15 protein-coding genes are annotated in these 19,352 nt (G+C 44.7%); 7 read left to right on the top strand and 8 right to left on the bottom strand.

Features of this window, described 5'->3' with window-relative positions:
* The first annotated feature begins 111 nt into the window (after positions 1–111).
* The gene (locus ACXAFM_RS12180) at positions 112–1,095 is read left to right on the top strand and encodes a GGDEF domain-containing response regulator (protein ID WP_474834677.1); all 984 of its coding nucleotides are present in this window, start codon (positions 112–114) and stop codon (positions 1,093–1,095) included.
* Here ACXAFM_RS12180 and ACXAFM_RS12175 read toward each other — a convergent pair.
* The 4 genes from ACXAFM_RS12175 to ACXAFM_RS12160 all read right to left on the bottom strand — a co-directional run bounded on the left by ACXAFM_RS12175 (position 1,092) and on the right by ACXAFM_RS12160 (position 5,688).
* Positions 1,092–1,724: a 3'-5' exonuclease gene (locus tag ACXAFM_RS12175; protein ID WP_474834675.1), complete on the bottom strand. Its 633-nt coding sequence runs from the start codon at positions 1,722–1,724 to the stop codon at positions 1,092–1,094. The genes ACXAFM_RS12180 and ACXAFM_RS12175 overlap by 4 nt on opposite strands.
* Before the next feature lie 59 nt (positions 1,725–1,783).
* On the bottom strand, positions 1,784–3,613 hold the full coding sequence (locus ACXAFM_RS12170; RefSeq protein WP_474834673.1) for a putative nucleotidyltransferase substrate binding domain-containing protein: 1,830 nt from the start codon (positions 3,611–3,613) through the stop codon (positions 1,784–1,786).
* A gap of 98 nt (positions 3,614–3,711) precedes the next feature.
* Positions 3,712–5,418: a sodium:solute symporter family protein gene (locus tag ACXAFM_RS12165; RefSeq protein ID WP_474834671.1), complete on the bottom strand. Its 1,707-nt coding sequence runs from the start codon at positions 5,416–5,418 to the stop codon at positions 3,712–3,714.
* A 3-nt stretch (positions 5,419–5,421) separates the two neighbouring features.
* The gene (locus tag ACXAFM_RS12160; protein ID WP_039216401.1) at positions 5,422–5,688 is read right to left on the bottom strand and encodes a DUF4212 domain-containing protein; all 267 of its coding nucleotides are present in this window, start codon (positions 5,686–5,688) and stop codon (positions 5,422–5,424) included.
* 257 nt (positions 5,689–5,945) lie between these two features.
* Here ACXAFM_RS12160 and ACXAFM_RS12155 point away from each other — a divergent pair, with 257 nt between their 5' ends.
* Complete coding sequence (locus tag ACXAFM_RS12155) at positions 5,946–9,389, top strand: PAS domain-containing hybrid sensor histidine kinase/response regulator (RefSeq protein WP_474834669.1); 3,444 nt, start codon at positions 5,946–5,948, stop codon at positions 9,387–9,389.
* Positions 9,390–9,479: 90 nt separating this feature from the next.
* Here the strand turns inward: ACXAFM_RS12155 and ACXAFM_RS12150 are convergent, their stop codons facing one another.
* Positions 9,480–10,103: a mechanosensitive ion channel domain-containing protein gene (locus tag ACXAFM_RS12150; RefSeq protein WP_474829773.1), complete on the bottom strand. Its 624-nt coding sequence runs from the start codon at positions 10,101–10,103 to the stop codon at positions 9,480–9,482.
* Positions 10,104–10,435: 332 nt separating this feature from the next.
* Between ACXAFM_RS12150 and rimK the strand changes: the two genes are divergently transcribed.
* The 4 genes from rimK (at position 10,436) to ACXAFM_RS12130 (ending at position 13,918) form a co-directional block, all read left to right on the top strand.
* On the top strand, positions 10,436–11,341 hold the full coding sequence (gene rimK / locus ACXAFM_RS12145; RefSeq protein WP_025257684.1) for a 30S ribosomal protein S6--L-glutamate ligase: 906 nt from the start codon (positions 10,436–10,438) through the stop codon (positions 11,339–11,341).
* Positions 11,342–11,383: 42 nt separating this feature from the next.
* On the top strand, positions 11,384–12,415 hold the full coding sequence (locus ACXAFM_RS12140) for a succinylglutamate desuccinylase/aspartoacylase family protein (protein WP_474829771.1): 1,032 nt from the start codon (positions 11,384–11,386) through the stop codon (positions 12,413–12,415).
* A gap of 15 nt (positions 12,416–12,430) precedes the next feature.
* Positions 12,431–12,865: an ATP-dependent zinc protease family protein gene (locus ACXAFM_RS12135; protein WP_474829769.1), complete on the top strand. Its 435-nt coding sequence runs from the start codon at positions 12,431–12,433 to the stop codon at positions 12,863–12,865.
* Between the two features lie 81 nt (positions 12,866–12,946).
* Positions 12,947–13,918 carry an amino acid ABC transporter substrate-binding protein gene (locus ACXAFM_RS12130; RefSeq protein WP_474829767.1) on the top strand — a complete coding sequence of 324 codons (972 nt, stop codon included), beginning with the start codon at positions 12,947–12,949 and terminating at the stop codon, positions 13,916–13,918.
* On the opposite strand, the gene ACXAFM_RS12125 is transcribed toward ACXAFM_RS12130, so the two are convergent.
* Both ACXAFM_RS12125 and acs read right to left on the bottom strand, forming a co-directional pair.
* Complete coding sequence (locus ACXAFM_RS12125; protein WP_474829765.1) at positions 13,878–14,522, bottom strand: response regulator; 645 nt, start codon at positions 14,520–14,522, stop codon at positions 13,878–13,880. The genes ACXAFM_RS12130 and ACXAFM_RS12125 overlap by 41 nt on opposite strands.
* A 17-nt stretch (positions 14,523–14,539) precedes the next feature.
* Complete coding sequence (gene acs, locus ACXAFM_RS12120; protein ID WP_474834667.1) at positions 14,540–16,486, bottom strand: acetate--CoA ligase; 1,947 nt, start codon at positions 16,484–16,486, stop codon at positions 14,540–14,542.
* A gap of 256 nt (positions 16,487–16,742) precedes the next feature.
* Here acs and ACXAFM_RS12115 point away from each other — a divergent pair, with 256 nt between their 5' ends.
* Complete coding sequence (locus ACXAFM_RS12115) at positions 16,743–17,906, top strand: DcaP family trimeric outer membrane transporter (RefSeq protein WP_474829761.1); 1,164 nt, start codon at positions 16,743–16,745, stop codon at positions 17,904–17,906.
* A 202-nt stretch (positions 17,907–18,108) separates the two neighbouring features.
* On the opposite strand, the gene ACXAFM_RS12110 is transcribed toward ACXAFM_RS12115, so the two are convergent.
* Complete coding sequence (locus tag ACXAFM_RS12110; RefSeq protein ID WP_474829759.1) at positions 18,109–19,257, bottom strand: Na/Pi symporter; 1,149 nt, start codon at positions 19,255–19,257, stop codon at positions 18,109–18,111.
* Positions 19,258–19,352: the final 95 nt, after the last annotated feature.

Raw genomic sequence — 19,352 nt, 5'->3', positions numbered from 1 at the left:
ATAAGAGAACCAGTCTCTACGCCTAAATATTACACTTATGGTTAATGTTCTTTTTGATATACAGGCGTATTCTTATCAAGTAATAACACACATATGTTGTTAGGAGATCCAGTGTACATCGACCAAGTCGGCGATCGGACTTTAGCTGATTGCAACGTTTTAATTGTCGACGACCAAGCTAGCAGCAGACTCGTTTTGAAAACTCTACTTGAAGAAGTTGTTGAGTGTTGTTCTGTGAACTCGGGAAAAGAGGCGGTCGAGTACTGCAAGCGCAACAAGCCTGATTTGATCCTTATGGATATTTCCATGCCAGAAATGGATGGGCATCAAACCACTAGGCTGCTTCGAAAAAAGCAATCGTGTGAGAATATACCTATTGTTTTCGTTACCTCTTCATCAACAGAAGAGGAAGAATCACGCTGCTGGGATTCAGGGTGTGTAGACTTTGTTGTTAAACCTGTCAATGCCTGTACGCTGCGCAATCGCGTAAAGTCGCACCTTCAACACAAGCTCAGAAGTGATTTCTTAGAAAAACTAATTTATATCGACAAACTAACCGGTGCCTACAACAGACACTATTTGGATGACTATCTCCCCCGATTAGTTAAAGATAGCGAACGCAATGCCACCCCATTGTCTTTAGTTATATTTGATGTCGACCACTTTAAGCTATTTAACGATATGTATGGGCATTTGGATGGTGATAGCTGTTTATGGAAGGTCAGTAAAACGATAAATGATGCACTCCTTCGGCCTATGGACAAATTGGTTAGAATTGGTGGTGAAGAGTTTTTAGTAATTTTACCAAACACTGATGTGGAGGGTGCAGTAGCTGTCGCCGAGCGCCTATTAGAAAACGTTTACGACCTCAACATCCTTCATAGTTCGTCTGAGTACGGGCGTATAACATTGAGTGCTGGATTAGCGATAAAAACCGCCAGCGATGATAAAACGATTGATTATGTAATGCTGGAGGCGGATAAAAACTTGTATGCAGCTAAAACTTCCGGGCGTAACCGCTTAGTATCTCCTTCACTTGCGCCTACTAAACAAGCAAAGAGCCCCAGTTCTTCACAACCGATAAAAAGTTTTTAGCTGCTACCTAGCTGAATACACCCAACAGCCCCGGTGTGAAGCAGGCAGTTCAGCGTAGCCTCTTTCGCTACACCTAATTCCGTCAACTGGGCTAGGAAAAGCTGAAGTGTAGCTAACGCATCATCTAGCGCATTATGTTCATTAAATGCAGGGAGGTCTAAGCGTTGGCGGCACACCCCTAGCGTAGCACTATTACTTGGCAAAACCTGATGCTGCTTGTTTAGCTGATACAGCGCAAGCTGAAGGGTATCAATATAAACCACCTCTAACTTTGGTAAAGCGCACTGTTTAAAAGCTTTGTTTAACGCCATTAAGTCCAGTCTAGCGTTGTGAAAAATAAGTATATGTTGTTGAAGTAACGGTGTGAGTGCATGGAGCGCCACTTCTAAATTTTCGCCTTTTTGCAAGATGTCAGGGGTTAACCCGTGAATCACAGGGCTTTGCCCTAAGTCTGCGGTAGTGTTGATAACATGATAACCGCTCGTCGATAAATCGATACGCCCCCCCGTGCCGCTCACATAACCCACAGAAGTAATTTGCGTTGCTGAAGGGTCTAGCGAAGTAAGTTCTAAATCAACTGCGGTAAATGATGTATTGTAAACGCTAAGTTCGCGAAGACGCTTTTTCAACTTGGTTTTACTCGTGAGTGCCTGTGCGCATGCCTTTATCCACCGTTGAACCATATCGATTAACTCACGCCACCTGAAAACTTCATCACCATAGCTTGATTCGTTCTTTCTATGGCTTTAAAAGCAGCTTTAAGCTGATGTTTTTCAATTGATGACAGGCTTGATATGGAAACGCGATTATCGGTAACTTTGTTTTCAAGTTGATGACGCCAGCGCAGACGATTCAGGAACAGCCAAATATCGCTAAGATTCGTTGCATCGCGTTTTGAAAGTTGCGAACGAGCTGATAATGCGTCTAAGCGCGCAAGCGTGTTAGGTAAAGTCACACCATCAGCTAAGGCATAGATTCTTGCTATGTTATTGATTAAAGCAACAGCACGAGTCTTTAGATCAATAACGTCTTTTTGTTTTCTTCCCCTTTCATAAACAAACTTCTGAAACATGGAAAGCGGCACCGATATATCGTTACTATGTCTGGCAAGTGCTGCTAAAAACATGTTTTGCTGCATCAAAGGCGCACGCCGTTTTTGAAGCTGCTTGAATAAGCTTACATCTCCCGCTGCACATCGCACATCAAGAAAAATATTAAAATGCATAATGGCATCTTTGGTAGGCGCTTTTACCCACTGTTTAGCTTCTTCGAGCGCCTCACCGAGAGATAGTCTCAGCTTAGGATTACTGGCCATAATATTGCCATCGCAAAGCTTGATGCCGCACTTTGCCAACCCCTTGCATACGTACTCTGCCATATTCGAAAAGTACTCAGCTTGCACTTCGGTAGGTTGCTTGGCAAGAAGTAGCCCGTTGTCTTGATCTGAGCCCATGGTTTGGTCTTCTCGGGCTTGTGAACCATACACTAACCACGCAAACATCATGGGAGCTTTACCGTTAGCTTGTTGGAAAAAGCCAATTAGCTTTCTGGTCATAATATCGGTTGCTTGTGACAATATTTTCCCAGCAATGTCGTAGTCACCTGCCTTTTTAGCATGAGCTGAAAAGTAATGAGGCAGTTGCCACGACAAGCGCGTGAGCTCATAAAGGTTCTCAGCCTTGCTCAACTCACCAATAATGAAGAGTACGTTTCCTCGCTGCTGACGAATGATATCGCTGGCGGTTACCATGCCAAGGGGCACTAGCGTTTGATGATCAATAATAGGCAGGTGATGAATGTTTTTTTCCGTCATTAGTGCTAAAGCGTCAAACAAGGTCCTGTTACCCATAATCTGAGCCGGGTTGGCTGTCATTATTTGGCTAACTGGAAGATGAGAGTCTAAAGAGGCTGCCACCACTCTCGACCTTAAATCGCGGTCAGTAATGATACCAATTAGCTTCTCTTGTTCAGTTACTAACAAAGAAGAGACTTTTTGCGATGTCATTAACTGAGCTGCAACCGAAATTGAGGTTTGAGCCTCGACGGAAACCGGCGCTTTTTCGATAGCATCAGTAAGGGCTTTGTAGAGCCACATTGAATTACTATCTGCAATGGCATGATTTTGCAGAGCGTTATTGCTAAGGCCATCAAAAAAATGCCGTATTGTAGGTATTTCTAGTAAAGGTTCTACAGCTAGCGCATCAAAACAATAAACCAGCCCTGGGCTGTCCACCGTTATGCTTAGTGGAAAATTTCGTTTTTGTATTATATTTGCGTAACCGAAATAGTCACCTTCACTTAAATGTTGAATGGGTGCATCAGAGTCTTTCACTGAGAACTGGCCGCTCTGAATAAGGAACAGCGCGACTTTATCTTTCATAGCCTGATCCACATTATCGGCGGTCAAATAGAGTAGCTCTGTGTGTTTTGTAAGCTGCAGCTTCTGCTCTTTGTCCAGCAAGTCAAAAGGCGCGGACGTATTAAGAAAGTCTTCAACTTGTTTAGCCATTGCAGTCATAGAAATTGTCCGGTACACAAAAAGAAAAAACCAACCTACTCACTTTCGCCAGTAGATTGGTTTTATTTTGCTAAAGCCTATCTTTAGGCAACATTAGCTTAGTGCGCTGATGCTTCACCCGCTCCCTTAGGATAACGAATGCTTTCAACCAGTTCTTGGATTTCTTCTGGCGCTTCATCTGTTGCTTTGAACACAAGGAAAGCCACAATGAAGTTCACCATCATACCTAAAGTACCAATGCCTTCAGGAGAGATACCAAACCACCAGTTATCAGGCGTATTAGCTGCTGGATTTACAAACTTAAAGTAAATAATGTAAGCCGCAGTAAACGCAATGCCTGAAATCATTCCCGCAATAGCACCTTTGTCGTTCATACGTTTGCTAAAGATACCCATAATAATGGCTGGGAAGAAACTCGATGCCGCTAAGCCGAAAGCAAAGGCGACCACCTGCGCGACAAATCCGGGCGGATTAATACCGAAGTAACCTGCAATGACAATTGCCACCGCTGCTGCCAATCTAGCGTACATAAGCTCGGCTTTATCCGTAATATTCGGCATAAAGTTCCGCTTCAGTAAATCGTGTGATACAGAGGTGGAAATTACCAACAGTAAGCCCGCTGAAGTAGAAAGGGCTGCTGCCACACCACCTGCCGCAACAAGCGCAATTACCCATGCTGGTAAGTTCGCGATTTCAGGGTTAGCCAATACCATGATGTCGCGGTCAACTTTCATTTCATTGCGCTCATCACCCGAATAGAACATTTTGCCATCGCCATTTTTATCTTCAAACGCGATAAGACCAGTCTGCTCCCAATTTTTAATCCACGACGGCGCTTCTTCATAGCTGGTTCCCGTCATTTCAGGGCCGTTAATAGTTTCAATCATATTCACACGAGCAAACGCTGCTAACGACGGTGCTGTAGTGTAAAGAATAGCGATAAATGCTAAGGCATAGCCTGCTGATTTACGTGCATCGTGAACTTTAGGCACAGTGAAGAAGCGAACAATAACGTGTGGAAGACCCGCAGTCCCCACCATTAGTGCAAAGGTGATAAAAAATACATCGATAGTACTTTTCGTTCCCGACGTATATTCATTGAAGCCGAGTTCGACGGATAAATTATCGAGTTTCTGCAGCATATGCATTCCTGAACCGTCTGCTAAGGTTGCGCCAAAACCGGTTTGTGGAAGTATATGCCCGGTAACCATCATCGAAATAAATACCGCAGGTACGATATAGGCAAAGATCATTACGCAATATTGCGCGACCTGAGTGTAAGTAATGCCTTTCATACCGCCGAGCACAGTATAGAAGAACACAATAACCATGCCGATAACCACGCCAGACACAATATCCACTTCTAAGAAGCGGCTGAAAACCACGCCTACGCCACGCATTTGGCCTGCTACATAGGTGAAGCAAACGAAGATGGCACAAAATACCGCAACCGTACGTGCGGTTTGTGAGTAGTAGCGATCGCCAATAAAGTCGGGCACCGTAAACTTACCGAATTTACGTAGGTAAGGTGCTAAACAAAGCGCAAGTAGAACATAGCCGCCAGTCCAGCCCATGAGGTATACCGCACCATCGTAACCCATAAATGAGATAAGACCCGCCATTGATATAAACGATGCTGCCGACATCCAGTCTGCCGCCGTAGCCATACCGTTCATAACAGGCGGTACGCCACCACCCGCTACATAGAAGTCATTCGTCGACCCAGCGCGTGCCCAAATTGCAATTGCAATATACAGCGCGAACGACGCGCCAACGATAATAAATGTTAAAGTTTGAACGTCCATGATTTACTCCTCATCTACGCCGTAGCGTTTGTCCATGGCGTTCATCTTCGCCATATAGACAAAGATCAATGCGACAAATACGTAAATCGAGCCCTGTTGTGCAAACCAGAAGCCTAATTTAAAGCCAAAAAACTGAATTTCATTTAAGATATCGACAAACAGTATGCCGGCACCAAATGATACGATGAACCAAACGACTAAAAGCTTAGCTAGGAGCGCTAGGTTTTCACTCCAGTAGGCTTTTTTGTCCTCTTCGTTTCTAAATGCCATTGTTTCACCCTCATGTCAGGTTAACTAGTTGTTATGATTTTACAATTCCCTAACGCTCGGCTTTGTTAACGTTATTGCTGCGTTTGAAACTTTTGCATAAAGCAGAAACAAAACAGCAAAAGTCAAGCATTTAGGAGGTCAGCTACTACTCTAGACCTGAGGTGTGAAATTCAAAATGAGACCATGGTCGTAGGTAGACCATGGTCGAAATGATTATAATACCAGCACAGTTGTTAAAACTAAGTTAAGGGAAGATTATGGTTTTTGGTTGGGTAACGCTTGCAGTCTTGTACCTCTTTTTGCTGTTTTCATTAGCAAGTTGGGGAGAGAAGAACTCGCCTACAGCAAGAGCACTAACTTCTCATCCCGCCATTTATTCATTAGCCCTGGCAATCTATTGTACCGCTTGGACTTTCTTTGGCATGGTAGGGCAAGCAAGTAGAGATACATGGATTTACCTGCCAATTATGCTTGGGCCCATCTTAGTCTACGTGTTGGGATACAAGTTTATTTATAAACTGACATTGGTAAGTAAAAAGCAGCATATTACAACCATTTCAGACTTCATTGCGTCACGCTATGGCAAGCGTCAAACCGTCGCCCTAGTCGTTACCCTTATTGCTTTACTTGCAACTATTCCCTACATCGCGCTCCAGTTAAAAGCGGTTGGCGCAACCTTTCAACTGTTAACTCAGCAACCCAACAGCAATGGCATTGTCATTGCTGCCACGGGCTTTATCGCCGTTTTTGCTATCTATTTTGGTACACGCCAAACCGACGTTACAGAATACAGACGTGGTTTGATGCTAGCCATAGCCTTTGAGTCAACCATTAAGCTACTTGCCTTAGTGTTAGTCGCCATTGTTGGCTATAGCGCTTGGGAACGTACGCAATCAGGGGCATTCTTCGAGAGCTTCACAAATGAGGTGGCACTTGCTCAATTTGGCTCATTTAGCTTCATCGCACAAACGATTATGGCTGCGGCAGCTATTGTGTGCTTACCTCGTCAGTTTCATGTCGCCATTATTGATAACTTAAGCTTGGGCCATTTACGCACAGCGCGCTGGCTGTTTCCGCTGTACCTCACCATTATTTCTGCTGTTATTCCTGTTATCGCTATTGCAGGTAAAGCCATTTTTGCAGGTCAAGGCATTGAGCCCGACTCGTACGTTTTATCACTCGCTATGTTTTCTGAGTCAGCATTGCTTCAGGTTATTGTATTTGTGGGTGGGCTGTCTGCGGCCACCGCTATGATTATTGTCGCCACGTTAACGCTAAGTACCATGCTTACTAATGACGTGATATTGCCGCGTATCCTCGCATTTTCCGGCAACACTGATGATAAAAAAGACGTATCGAAAAGAATCCGCCTTATTCGCCGTATCGTTATTGCCTTCATTTTATTAATGGCCTTTTTATACCACCAGCAAATGACCAGCAGCCGGTCTCTTCACTCTATTGGTCTTATCGCGTTTTCTCTTGTAATACAGCTGATGCCTGCCATTGTCGGCGGCCTTTATTGGAAACGTGCTCATGCCCACGGCGTTTATGCGGGGCTTATGGTTGGGCTTGTTATCTGGGTGCTGTGGTTAGTACTTCCTATTGTAAGTGAGCAAGTTTCTCAAATGGAGCAAAACGAACTTATAAGCCAAGGAGCTATGATTAGCTTGGCCGCAAATAGCTTGGTGTATATACTCTTTTCTCATTTCGCTCCCCAGCGGCTTATCGACAGAATGCAGGCTGAAGCGTTTGTGTCGCCTGCTATTTCAAGTAACAACACGGTGAAAGCCCAAGCAACGAACGTTACCGTGTCTGACCTTATCACTTTGCTTTCAACCTTTATGGGAACAGGGCGCTGCGATCAGCTTCTTACCCAATATCAACAGCTAAATAATTGCCAGTTAAGCCACGCAGATACGCCTAATGAATCGTTTTTATCATTCTGTGAACGCGCCCTTGGCGGGGTTATTGGCGCCTCTAGTGCAAAGGTACTTTTAGACAGTGCACTACGTGGCAAGAAAATGGATTTTACTGAGGTCATTAACTTTTTCGACGATACTACGCAGGCGATGCAGTTTAATATGACAGCGCTATTAACTTCGCTTGAAAACATGGATCAGGGCATTAGCGTGGTAGACAAACATTTGAATTTGGTCGCTTGGAATAAACGCTACGCAAACCTTTACCCTTACCCTGACAACTTACTTGCTGTGGGCACGCCTATTGAAAAGCTCATTCGATACAACGCGTCGCAAGGCGAGTTTGGAACTCACGATGTCGATGCTGAAGTAGAAAAACGTTTGGCGCACTTGCGATCCGGTATGCCCCATCGCTTTACTCGTCAGCGCAAAGATGGTCGGGTTATTGAAATGGTAGGAAATCCACTTCCCGGAGGCGGTTTTGTAACAAGCTTCAACGACATCACCGGGCACGTGGAAATTCAGCAAGCGTTAGAAGAATCGAATATTGATCTTGAAGCCCGTATCAAGAAACGTACGGAAGAAGTGCACTCCATTAACGCAGAGCTTCGCCTTGAAATAGAACGTCGTTCCGAAGCGGAAAAAGAATTAATAAGAGCTCGAAAAGCTGCTGAAGATGCCAACGCCAGTAAAACTCGGTTTTTAGCCCTTGCCAGTCATGATGTACTGCAGCCGCTTAACGCCGCTAAACTTTACGTGAGTGCTTTGGAAGAGCAGGAACTGTCTGAGCAAGCCCAAGCTATTATTCAAAAACTTGGACATAGCGTTACCTCAAGTGAAACACTTATAGGCACACTGTTGGATATTGCTAGACTGGACCAAGGAGAAATGAAACCCGATATCGAGTCTATTGATGTTAGCGCTCTACTCTCTCCGCTTGTTGATGAAATGGCCATGCGCGCCCGTGAAAAGGGGCTTGATTTCAAAGCCATTATCCGCCCTTGTTGGGTACGAGGCGATAAAACTTATTTATATCGAATAACCCAAAACTTGCTATCAAATGCTGTGAAGTATACGGAAATGGGTCGAGTTTTATTTGTCGTAAAACCCGTAAAAGAAACCGTTTATTTTAAGGTCTTCGATACTGGCATTGGTATTTCCGATGATAAAAAAGGCAGTATATTTGGCGATTTCTTTCGCGCCAATGAGAGCAAAGAGCATGGGTTGGGCCTTGGTTTAGGTGTAGTGCGCCGCTTAGGTCTTCAGCTTAACAGCGATATTAAGGTTAACTCAAAGGTGGGAAAAGGAAGCTGCTTTGCATTTTCTCTAGACAAAGCTGAACCTAGACGGGTTACTAATATTGCAGCAAAGCCTCGTAGTACCACATTCACTGGAATGGATGTACTTTGCGTAGACGACCAAAGAGAAAACTTAGATGCCATGCAAACTCTATTACAAAAATGGGGCGTGAATGTGTTCTTAGCGAATAACTGGGATGATGCACTGAAGGTTTGTGAAATCATTCAGCCTCAGATCTTACTGATGGATTATCAACTTAGTCACGATAACGAGAAAAATGGGCTTGCGCTGATTGAGGAGATAAGACACCGGTTAAACATCGTTGTGCCGGCGGCGCTTATAACCGCAACACCAGATGAGAATTTAGTGACTGAGTGTAAAGACCAAGGCGTAAACTTTTTGGCTAAGCCGCTTAAACCGGCAAAACTCCGCGCGTTACTACAAAGTATGACGCGTTATATTAGAGAAGCGAAAAATGTTTAATTATTGAGGAGCGATGACATATCTGCACCACGTTAATTGAATGCTTTTCGTTCTCTACTATTCCACTGTACATGACGAATAAAGAATTACTTACAGTAACTCGTCATGTGGTTTAGTTTCTTCCGTCTTAACCACCGGCGTCTCTACACTCGACTTCGCCACAACTTTACCCATGGCACCCCACTTTTCTTTCGGGTTGAGTAGCACTGGGCGAGTTAGAATTAAATTGTTAGGGTACATTAGCGTTTCGCGGTCTGCGGTGATTAAACGAGTACTGAATGGCCCAACATCCGCAATAACGCCCTCTATGTAGTTATCGCCATCGAGAATGCGTACGTAATTGCCTCTGCTATACGCTACGTTTGTAAGCAATATAAAGTAAGCCGTGATATTACTGATGAGCGACCAGCTTGCAAAAAGTGCAACACCGGTTATCGTAATGATCGAAGTGGAAAGTACGAGTAAACCCGAGAAATCAATACCCCATGCCAGTAGCAGCAGGGAAAAGGATACTGTAGCTACAATTACACGAGCGGCAAAAAGCCCTTTTAATGCACTGTTAGATTTGAGCTTTGATTTTACAATATTAGTTTCTAATTTTGGCAGTAACTTCCGCGACATCGCTAAATAAATAAGCAACACCAAGCCACTGAACACGACGTTTGACTGGTACTGAACTAACCACGCCAAAAAACCATGCCACCACTCATTCATTCACTCTTTCCTTTCTGTTTTTGTGAGCCATATAGGCCTTTCTCTCTGATTTTTATTTAGAAAAGCCACGGCGCATTAATGCTAACGCGAATAACAGACAAGTTCATGCATTAAAAGCAATCGACACCACAAGAATTATTCGTAAGACACCCCCTACCACTTCAATTAGTATGCGCGCAAAAATGACTTGGCTAAAATTAATACCAGTCCGCATACAAATTTCCTATTGAGTGGGCGATTTTCTATACAGATTGGTATACTCACGTTCTAACGTGATAACTGACATGTCGTATAAACGACAAAATAAACCACAAACTACAGGCTTTTTTATAATGCGCATCGCTATTCTTTCAAGAAATCCACGTCTTTACTCTACTTCACGCTTGGTGGAAGCTGGGCAAGCTCGCGGGCATGAGGTTGACGTAATCGACACCATGCATTGCTACATGGATATCACTAGCGCGCGACCGTCTGTTCGCTATAACGGTAAAAAGCTTCCTTACTATGATGCAGTGATCCCGCGTATCGGCGCATCTGTTAGCTTTTACGGTACTTCTGTAGTTCGACAGTTTGAGATGATGGGTACATACAGCCTTAACGAGTCAGTGGCGATTAGCCGTTCGCGAGATAAACTTCGCTCGCTCCAGCTGCTTTCGCGCAAAGGCATTGGCATGCCTAGAACCGGCTTTGCTCATCACCCGGACAAAATTGACGATGTAATCAAAACCGTGGGTGGCGCACCAGTGGTTATTAAGCTGCTAGAAGGTACCCAAGGCATAGGCGTTGTATTGGCAGACACCCAAAAAGCCGCAGAATCCATCATTGAAGCATTTATGGGGCTTAATGCCAGCATCTTAGTACAGGAATTTATCAAAGAGGCGGGGGGTTCCGATATACGCTGCTTTGTGGTTGGAGGAAAAGTCGTTGCTGCCATGAAGCGTCAGGCGGCGCCTGGAGAGTTTCGCTCTAACCTTCACCGCGGTGGTCAAGCAAGTTTAGTTCGCCTAAGCCCTGCCGAGCGCAAAACAGCAGTTGATGCTGCGAAAACCATGGGCCTTAATTGTTGCGGTGTAGACATTCTTCGCTCGAACAACGGCCCGGTCGTAATGGAGGTGAACTCTTCACCAGGCTTAGAAGGTATCGAGAAAGCGACCAACAAAGATGTTGCCAGCATGATTATTGAGTTCATTGAAAAAAGCGCAGAGCCGCACAAAACAAAAACCCGAGGAAAAGGCTAACCCCTTAAACCTACGCAATAACGTAATTATAGGAAAACGTTAGTGGTAAATGATGTTTTAAAAATTGGGGGCGAAAATATTGCTCCTGGCGAAACAAAAAAGATTGAGCTAGAAATGCCGCCGCTATACACGGCTACTAATATGAGCATTCCCGTTTATGTTAAACGAGGAAAGCGACCAGGCCCAATTATGTTCGTAAGCGCAGCCATTCACGGTGACGAGTTAAACGGTATTGAAATAGTGGGTCGGCTGATTCGCTCGAAGGCTATTGAACGTTTAAGAGGCACCTTGATAGCGGTGCCAATGGTTAATGTATATGGCGTGCTGAATCAATCTCGTTATTTACCCGATAGGCGTGATTTGAACCGCAGCTTTCCTGGCAGTAAAAAAGGTTCGCTTGCCGGGCGGTTGGCGAATTTATTTTTCAAAGAAGTCGTGAGCAAATGCGATGTTGGCATCGACCTTCATACAGGCGCAATTCATCGAAGTAATCTGCCACAAATTCGTGCGGATTTGGACGATCCTGAAGTGCTTGAAATGGCTAAAGCGTTTGGCGTGCCTGTGCTGCTTAATGCTGAATTACGAGACGGTTCATTACGCGAAGCGGCCAGTGAAAATGGCGTTAAAATATTGCTTTATGAAGCAGGTCAAGCACTGCGCTATGACGAATTTTCTATTCGCGCAGGCGTAAAAGGCATTATCAATACCATGCGTCATTTAGGCATGCTGAACAAGAGTCGCAGCAAAGGTCATAGTATTGATCGTTTCATTGCCAGACAGAGTGGTTGGGTGCGCGCGCCTGAAAGTGGATTTGTCAATCACCTCGCCCAACTGGGCGATCATGTTGAAAAGGGCGACAAACTGGCCACTATCGCAGACCCATTTGGAAATTATTTAGACAGCCTTGAAAGCCCTGCTGAAGGTGTTGTCATTGGTAAACAAAATATTCCACTTACACAAGAGGGAGAGGCTGTTTATCACATTGCGTACTTCTCAGAGCCTGATACTGTTGCTGAACACGTAGAATTACTGCAAGACAATTTATTGCCTCAAGAACAGAATACTGTTTTATAAATTGGTGGAAATCTGATGAACAACAAAAAACTTGTAGGAGCGGTAGAACTGTGCGACTTGCCCAAACTCGCCATTTCTGACTTAACCGTGCGCGTTGACACTGGGGCGGCTACGTCGTCACTGCATGTGGACAACATCGAAGAATTTGATCACAACGGTGAGCTGTGGATAAAGTTTGACATCCATCCAGATATCCATAACGTTGAGCGAGTGGTTCGCAGAGAAGCGAGAGTTGAAGGCAAAAAACGCGTAAAAAGCTCAACAGCTACACGTGAGAAACGCTATGTTATCATTACGCCTATCGTTATGGACGGATTCCAGTGGGATATCCAGTTAACGCTAACAGACCGTTCTGAAATGACTTACTTAATGCTTCTTGGCAGAGAGGCGATGAGTGGACAGTTTATTGTAGACCCCGAACACGACTTTTTACTCACAGGAAAAGATTAGCAGCTAAAAAAGGGGCTATACTTTAAGCAACCTTTAGCAAGGCATGCAGCTGGGCTGACACCACTTAAATGAGTTAAAAATATGGATATCAAAGCTAAATCACTAAGCCGTGTCATTTTGTTAATGAGTTTACTTGCGCATTTCGTTGTTTACGGGCAACAGCAACCTTCTGATGAGGTAAGTGCAGATTTGCCTCATACCGTTTTACGATTACCCAACGTCCATCCTGGAAGGGATAGCGTTTACTCTTACGCAAAGTCACTGCTAACAGAAGCTTTGCGTGTTACACAGCCGCAGTACGGTACCTTTGAACTTATTGTTAGTGACCAAGAAACGGCCCAAGAACGCCAGTTGCGAAGCCTCGAACACAATATGCTAGATGTAACGTGGAGCGTGACGTCAACCGAGCGCGAGCGTCAATTCCTTCCTGTTCGCATTCCTATAATGGCTGGGCTATTTGGTAAGCGCGCTTTGTTTGTTAAAGAAGGGGATGTGCGACTAAAAAAGGTAAAAAACCTCGTTGACCTACAGGAGTTTCGCGCGGTTTTAGGGTATGACTGGCCTGATACAAAGATTTTTCGGGCTAATGATATTCCTGTACTGGAAACAACCTACCGCGCTTCATTTCGCATTGTTTCGGAAGGGTTCGCCGACATGTTTCCAAGAAGTGTGATGGAAATTAACGAAGAGTTTGCCAACAAAAGCTTGTCAAAAGGTTTAACTATTGATGACAACCTCGTCATTTCATACCCTAGTCCTATCTTTTTCTTTGTTGCCAGCGACAATCAAGCAATGGCGGGGCGAATAGCAGAGGGTTTACTGATGCTGTTTGAAACCGGAAAGTTTCAAGAATTACTGCTCGCAAATAAGAACTTCAAAGAAGGGATGACCTTAGTTGATGGGCGCACGGTTCTTGAAATCGAAAACCCATTATTAAGTAGGCAAAGCCGCTTGGCGCTAGAAAAGTTTTTACCTGAATTCGCTATGTCTGAAGCCGTGCTTAAATACGGTGCTACTGAACCGGTGGCTCCAGCTCAAGCTGCGAAGCAATAAGTACCGCTTGGGTGCGGTTATTAATGCCCAGCTTTTTAAAGATAGCGGTAACATGCGCTTTAACGGTGGCTTCAGCAATATCTAAATTAAAGCCAATTTGCTTATTCAACAGCCCATCTCGCATATAGCAAAGTACTTTATACTGTGACGGTGTAAGCGACGCAACTTTGTCAGCAAGTTCAGAAAACGCTTCATCCACCTCATCAACATCTTCGCTTAAATTTTCAGGCAGCCATACGTCGCCATCTAAAATAGCCTCTACTGCACTAGCTATATCCTGTGCACTGGCAGTTTTTGGGATGAAACCTAACGCGCCAACGCTAATAATTTTTGAAATAAGTGTGGAGTCTTCTGTACCAGAAACCACGGCAACAGGAAGTTCGGGAAAGAGTTTTCGAATATGCAGCAGGCCAAATAGATCATTGCTACCTGGCATATGTAAATCAAGAAGCAACAAGTCGATATCCTCATTATTGAGAATATCGACCGTGGTGTTTAGATCTCCCGCCTCTCTAAGAGTTAAGGCTGGAAGTGACAACGACAACGCGCCTCGTAGTGCATCGCGATACAGCGGGTGATCATCAGCGATTAGAAGGGTTATCATTGTCTATATCCTTAGTTCTACTTATTTAGACGTTCCTCTATCAGTGTATCAACAACCGATGGATCCGCCAACGTAGATGTGTCACCTAATTGCTCGTGCTCATTGGCCGCAATTTTACGCAGTATACGGCGCATGATCTTACCAGAGCGTGTTTTAGGTAGGCCACTTGACCACTGAATCATATCAGGAGTGGCAATAGGGCTTAACTCTTGACGCACCCACGCCTTAAGCTCTTTAGTAAGGGCTTCATCTGCTTCAACCCCTTCATTTGGCGTTACGTAAACATAGATACCCTGCCCTTTGATATCATGTGGGAAGCCAACAACGGCAGCCTCAGCCACTTTAGGATGGGCAACAAGTGCGCTTTCGATTTCAGCGGTGCCCAAACGGTGTCCAGAAACGTTTAGCACGTCATCTACACGACCAGTGATCCAGTAAAAGCCATCTTCGTCGCAACGAGCACCATCACCGGTGAAGTACACACCTTTGTACGCGCTAAAGTAGGTGTTAATAAAGCGCTGATGATCGCCATAAACCGTTCGAGCTTGGCTCGGCCAGCTGTCTTTAATAACAAGATTACCTTCTGCTGCCCCTTCAAGCTCATTACCGTCAGCATCAAATAGCGCAGGCTGAATGCCGAAGAATGGACGAGTCGCTGAGCCAGGCTTCAACTCCGTAGCGCCAGGTAGAGGCAGGATCATGTGTCCACCTGTTTCAGTCTGCCACCATGTGTCAATAATAGGGCAACGACCTTCACCAATAACACGGTGATACCATTCCCATGCCTCTGGATTAATTGGCTCACCTACTGTGCCAAGCAAACGAAGTGACGATAAATCGCAACCTTCAGCAGGTACGTCACCGTGAGCCATTAATGCACGAATCGCGGTTGGCGCAGTATAAAGACTATTTACTTTGTATTTTTCTACGACCTGCGCAATACGTTTTACGTCTGGATAGGTGGGTACACCCTCGAAGAACACTTGTGACGCAGCGTTTACCATAGGACCGTAAACCATATAGCTGTGACCTGTGATCCAGCCCACATCAGCAGTACACCAATAAACGTCATCGTCTTTGTAATCGAAAGCGTATTTAAAGGTCATAGCGGAATAAAGTAGATAACCGCCTGTGGTATGCACCACGCCTTTTGGTGTACCCGTAGAACCCGAAGTATAAAGGATAAACAGCGGGTCTTCTGCGTTCATAACTTCGGGCTCGCACTGCGCTGACATACCGTCCACAGCTTCATGCCACCATACATCGTGTTTCTCGTCCCAATCTACATCGCCGCCCGTTAGCTTGTGCACTAAAACGTGAGTGATCGACGGACAAGCGTCGTCGGCTAACGCTTTATCGACATTGGCTTTAAGCGGAATGCTTCTTCCTGCACGGCGACCTTCATCGGCGGTGATAACAACCTTTGCACTACTGTCGTTAATACGGTCGGCAATAGCATTAGGTGAGAAACCACCAAAAATGACTGAATGCACAGCCCCTATACGTGCACACGCAAGCATCGCGTAGGCAGCCTCGGGTACCATTGGCATATATATGGCGACACGATCGCCTTTGGCTACTCCCATCTCTTTAAGTGCATTCGCTAATTTACATACTTCATAATGAACTTGTTGATATGTCACATCTTGACTATCTTCTGGTGAGTCGCCTTCCCAGTGAAAGGCAACTTTTGTGGCATTATCAGCTAGATGGCGGTCAATACAGTTATAGCTGGCGTTTAACTCTCCATCTTCGAACCATTTGATAGACACATCATTTTCACCAAACATGGTGTTTTTAATTTTGGTGGGCTTTTGGTACCACTCAAGCATAGGCGCGTGCTCAGCCCAGAACACTTCGGGTTGCTCTACTGACTGCTTATACATCTCGTCATACTGCGACGCAGTCAAATGAGTAGATTGAAGAATGTTCTCAGGCACAGGGTAAGTTTTGCTGGCGGTCATAAAGATTGCCTCCAATATCAATAATGTAAAATTCTTGTTGTATGGTGAAACACTCTAGCTATTCACCCGCAAAGCAAAATGAGACTTTGGTCTTAGCAGCATCAAACTAAGGTGCTAATAAAAAAAGTTAGACTAAACGTATTACGACTATAGTCTTATGCGACCATCGGCTTATTTAAATTTGAGATAATAAGTACACAATCAACAACGTTAACGTTGAATTTACATTTATTTAACCACTTTTGGAACAGACACGATGAAAGCTAAAATAAAAAGTACCGCTACAGCAGTAGCGCTGTGCCTAGCGGCGAGCGGCGGCGCAGCACAAGCAGCAACAATTGGCGACACTAGTGTGAAATTCACGGGTTATATTAAAGTTGACGCTATGGTAAGCGACTATTCAGATGGCACCATTGCCTCGGGTAGCGTAGGCCGAGACTTTTACATACCTTCACTAACTCCAGTTGGTGGCGTTGACGAAGACCCACAGTTTGATGCACACATCAGAACTTCCCGTTTCCGCTTTGCCACGTCAACACCTACCGCGGAAGGTGACACTATTAACGGTGTATTCGAGCTGGATTTTGTTGTGACTAGCGGCGGCGATGAGCGCATCAGTAACTCCTATACTCCTCGAGTACGTCACGCATACTTAACTTACAAGAATTGGTTGGTGGGCCAAACATGGACGACCTTTATGGACGTAGGTTCATTACCAGAATCACTTGATTTTATTGGTACCACTGACGGCATCACCTTTGGCCGTCAAGTCATGGTGAGATATACCAACGGCGGGTTTCAGATTGCACTAGAAAACCCTGAATCAACCATTACGCCGTTTGGTGGTGGTAGCAGGATAACAAGTGATGACAGTAGTGTTCCAGATTTAGTTGCCGCCTACACCACAAAGCAAGACTGGGGTTATGTAAAAGTCGCGGGCCTAGTTAGACAACTTTCTTATGATAATGCCGCGGGCATTGACGCTGACGAGACCAGCTTTGGCGTGTCGTTAACAGGTAAATATAATTTATCAAATGGCGATGACATTCGCTTCACGTTCAATACGGGGACAGGGTTAGGCAGATACTCTGCACTTAACGCCGTAAATGGCGCTGTGCTTACAGAAAGTGGCGACTTGGAAGCCATTGACTCAACTGGGTATGGCATTGCGTATCGTCACAAGTGGAGCGAAAAAGCACGCAGCAGCATTATGTTCTCAGCGTTTGAAGCAGACAACGACGTAACGCTTACTGGCTTGAATACGACTGAAAGTACCTACAGTACTCGTGTGAACTATTTGTATTCACCGACGAAGGCACTGACCGTAGGTGCTGAATATGCGTTCGCAAAACGTGAAATTGAAGCAGGCCTTGAAGGCGACATGAACCGTTTCCAAGTTTCAGCTAAATACGCGTTTTAATAAGTACGTAGCTTTACAGATTAGAACGGCGTTTCTGAGCTAGGAAACGCCGTTTTTTATTGACCGAATGGTTGCTAAATGCGTTTAATGCCTAGTTTATACCGGCCCGCACAGGTAGTGAACACGCTAACTGTATTACACCATTAGAAACAATTAGTCCGCATTTACCTCTCTCGTGCAGTTTAAAAATGCTGGTACGCTTTTAAATTGTCGTAAAAATAATTCCCAGTGGTACTGCAAAGAACAACCCACCCACGTAAGCTGCGCCGTACATTTTTCGTTCTGCAGCTAAGACAGATAATTGATACGAGAGGTTGATAGGAATATTACGCAAAACAGGAACACCATAAATGAGTGTGACACCCAACACATTGTAGATAAGGTGTACCAGCGCTATCTGTAACGCAAAACCGCTGTTCACGCCCGCCACGCCTAACGCAGCAATAAGGGCGGTAATACAAGTTCCAATATTTGCACCAAGAGTAAACGGGTAGATTTCACGGGCTTTTAGCACCCCGGCCCCCACTAAGGGCACCATGAGTGATGTGGTCGTGGATGATGACTGCACCAACACTGTCATTAAGGCGCCAGATGTGATGCCGGATATGGGGCCCTGCCCTATGCTTTTATGTAGTAAATCCTTCGCTTTTCCTACCATAAGGGACTTCATAATCTTTCCCATATAGGTAATAGAAACCATGATAAGCGCAATACCAATCAGAATTTTAGCGATACCTGGATAAACAGAAGGTAAAAACTCAAGGGACTGAGAAACCAAATTGGTTACTGGCTGTGTGGCCGCCTTTATTGGGTTGAATCCGCTTACGCCCAGCGCTTCTGGAGTATGAATAAGTGTTACAATCTGACCACTCAAATACTCTAAAATACCAAAGGCCATTTCTAGTGGAAGGAATATAAGTACGGAAAGAACATTGAAAAAATCATGAATAGTGGCTGCGTTAAAAGCGCGCTGAAATTCTTCTTTTTTAGCAACATGCCCCAGGCTTACCAAGGTATTGGTAATACTAGTACCAATATTCGCTCCCATCATCATGGGTACCGCGATGGTAATAGGTAAACCACCTGCAACCATACCAACAATAATTGAAGTTACCGTACTTGAAGACTGAATTAACGCAGTCGAAACCATGCCAATTATAAGGCCCATTATTGGGTTTGATGCAAAATTAAAAAGCTCTCTAGCATGATCACCAGCGGCATATTTGAAGCCACTTCCAATCATGCTCACCGCAAGTAACATGACATAAACAAGTAGTGCAAGAAGCAGCCATCGGTGCCAGTTATTGTTCTTTTCTACAGTGCTGGCTGATAATATATGTGGGTCAATCATTCAGATAACGAGTACGAGTTAATACAGAAAAAACCATACTATTACGACCGTGTGACACAAAAATGACGGGATATACCCGCCATTCTTCATCAAAT

The organism is Alteromonas sp. ABD4_190, assembly GCF_056160105.1.
The sequence above is the reverse complement of the archived record's forward strand: the minus strand, read 5'-3'. Positions and strand labels throughout refer to the sequence as shown.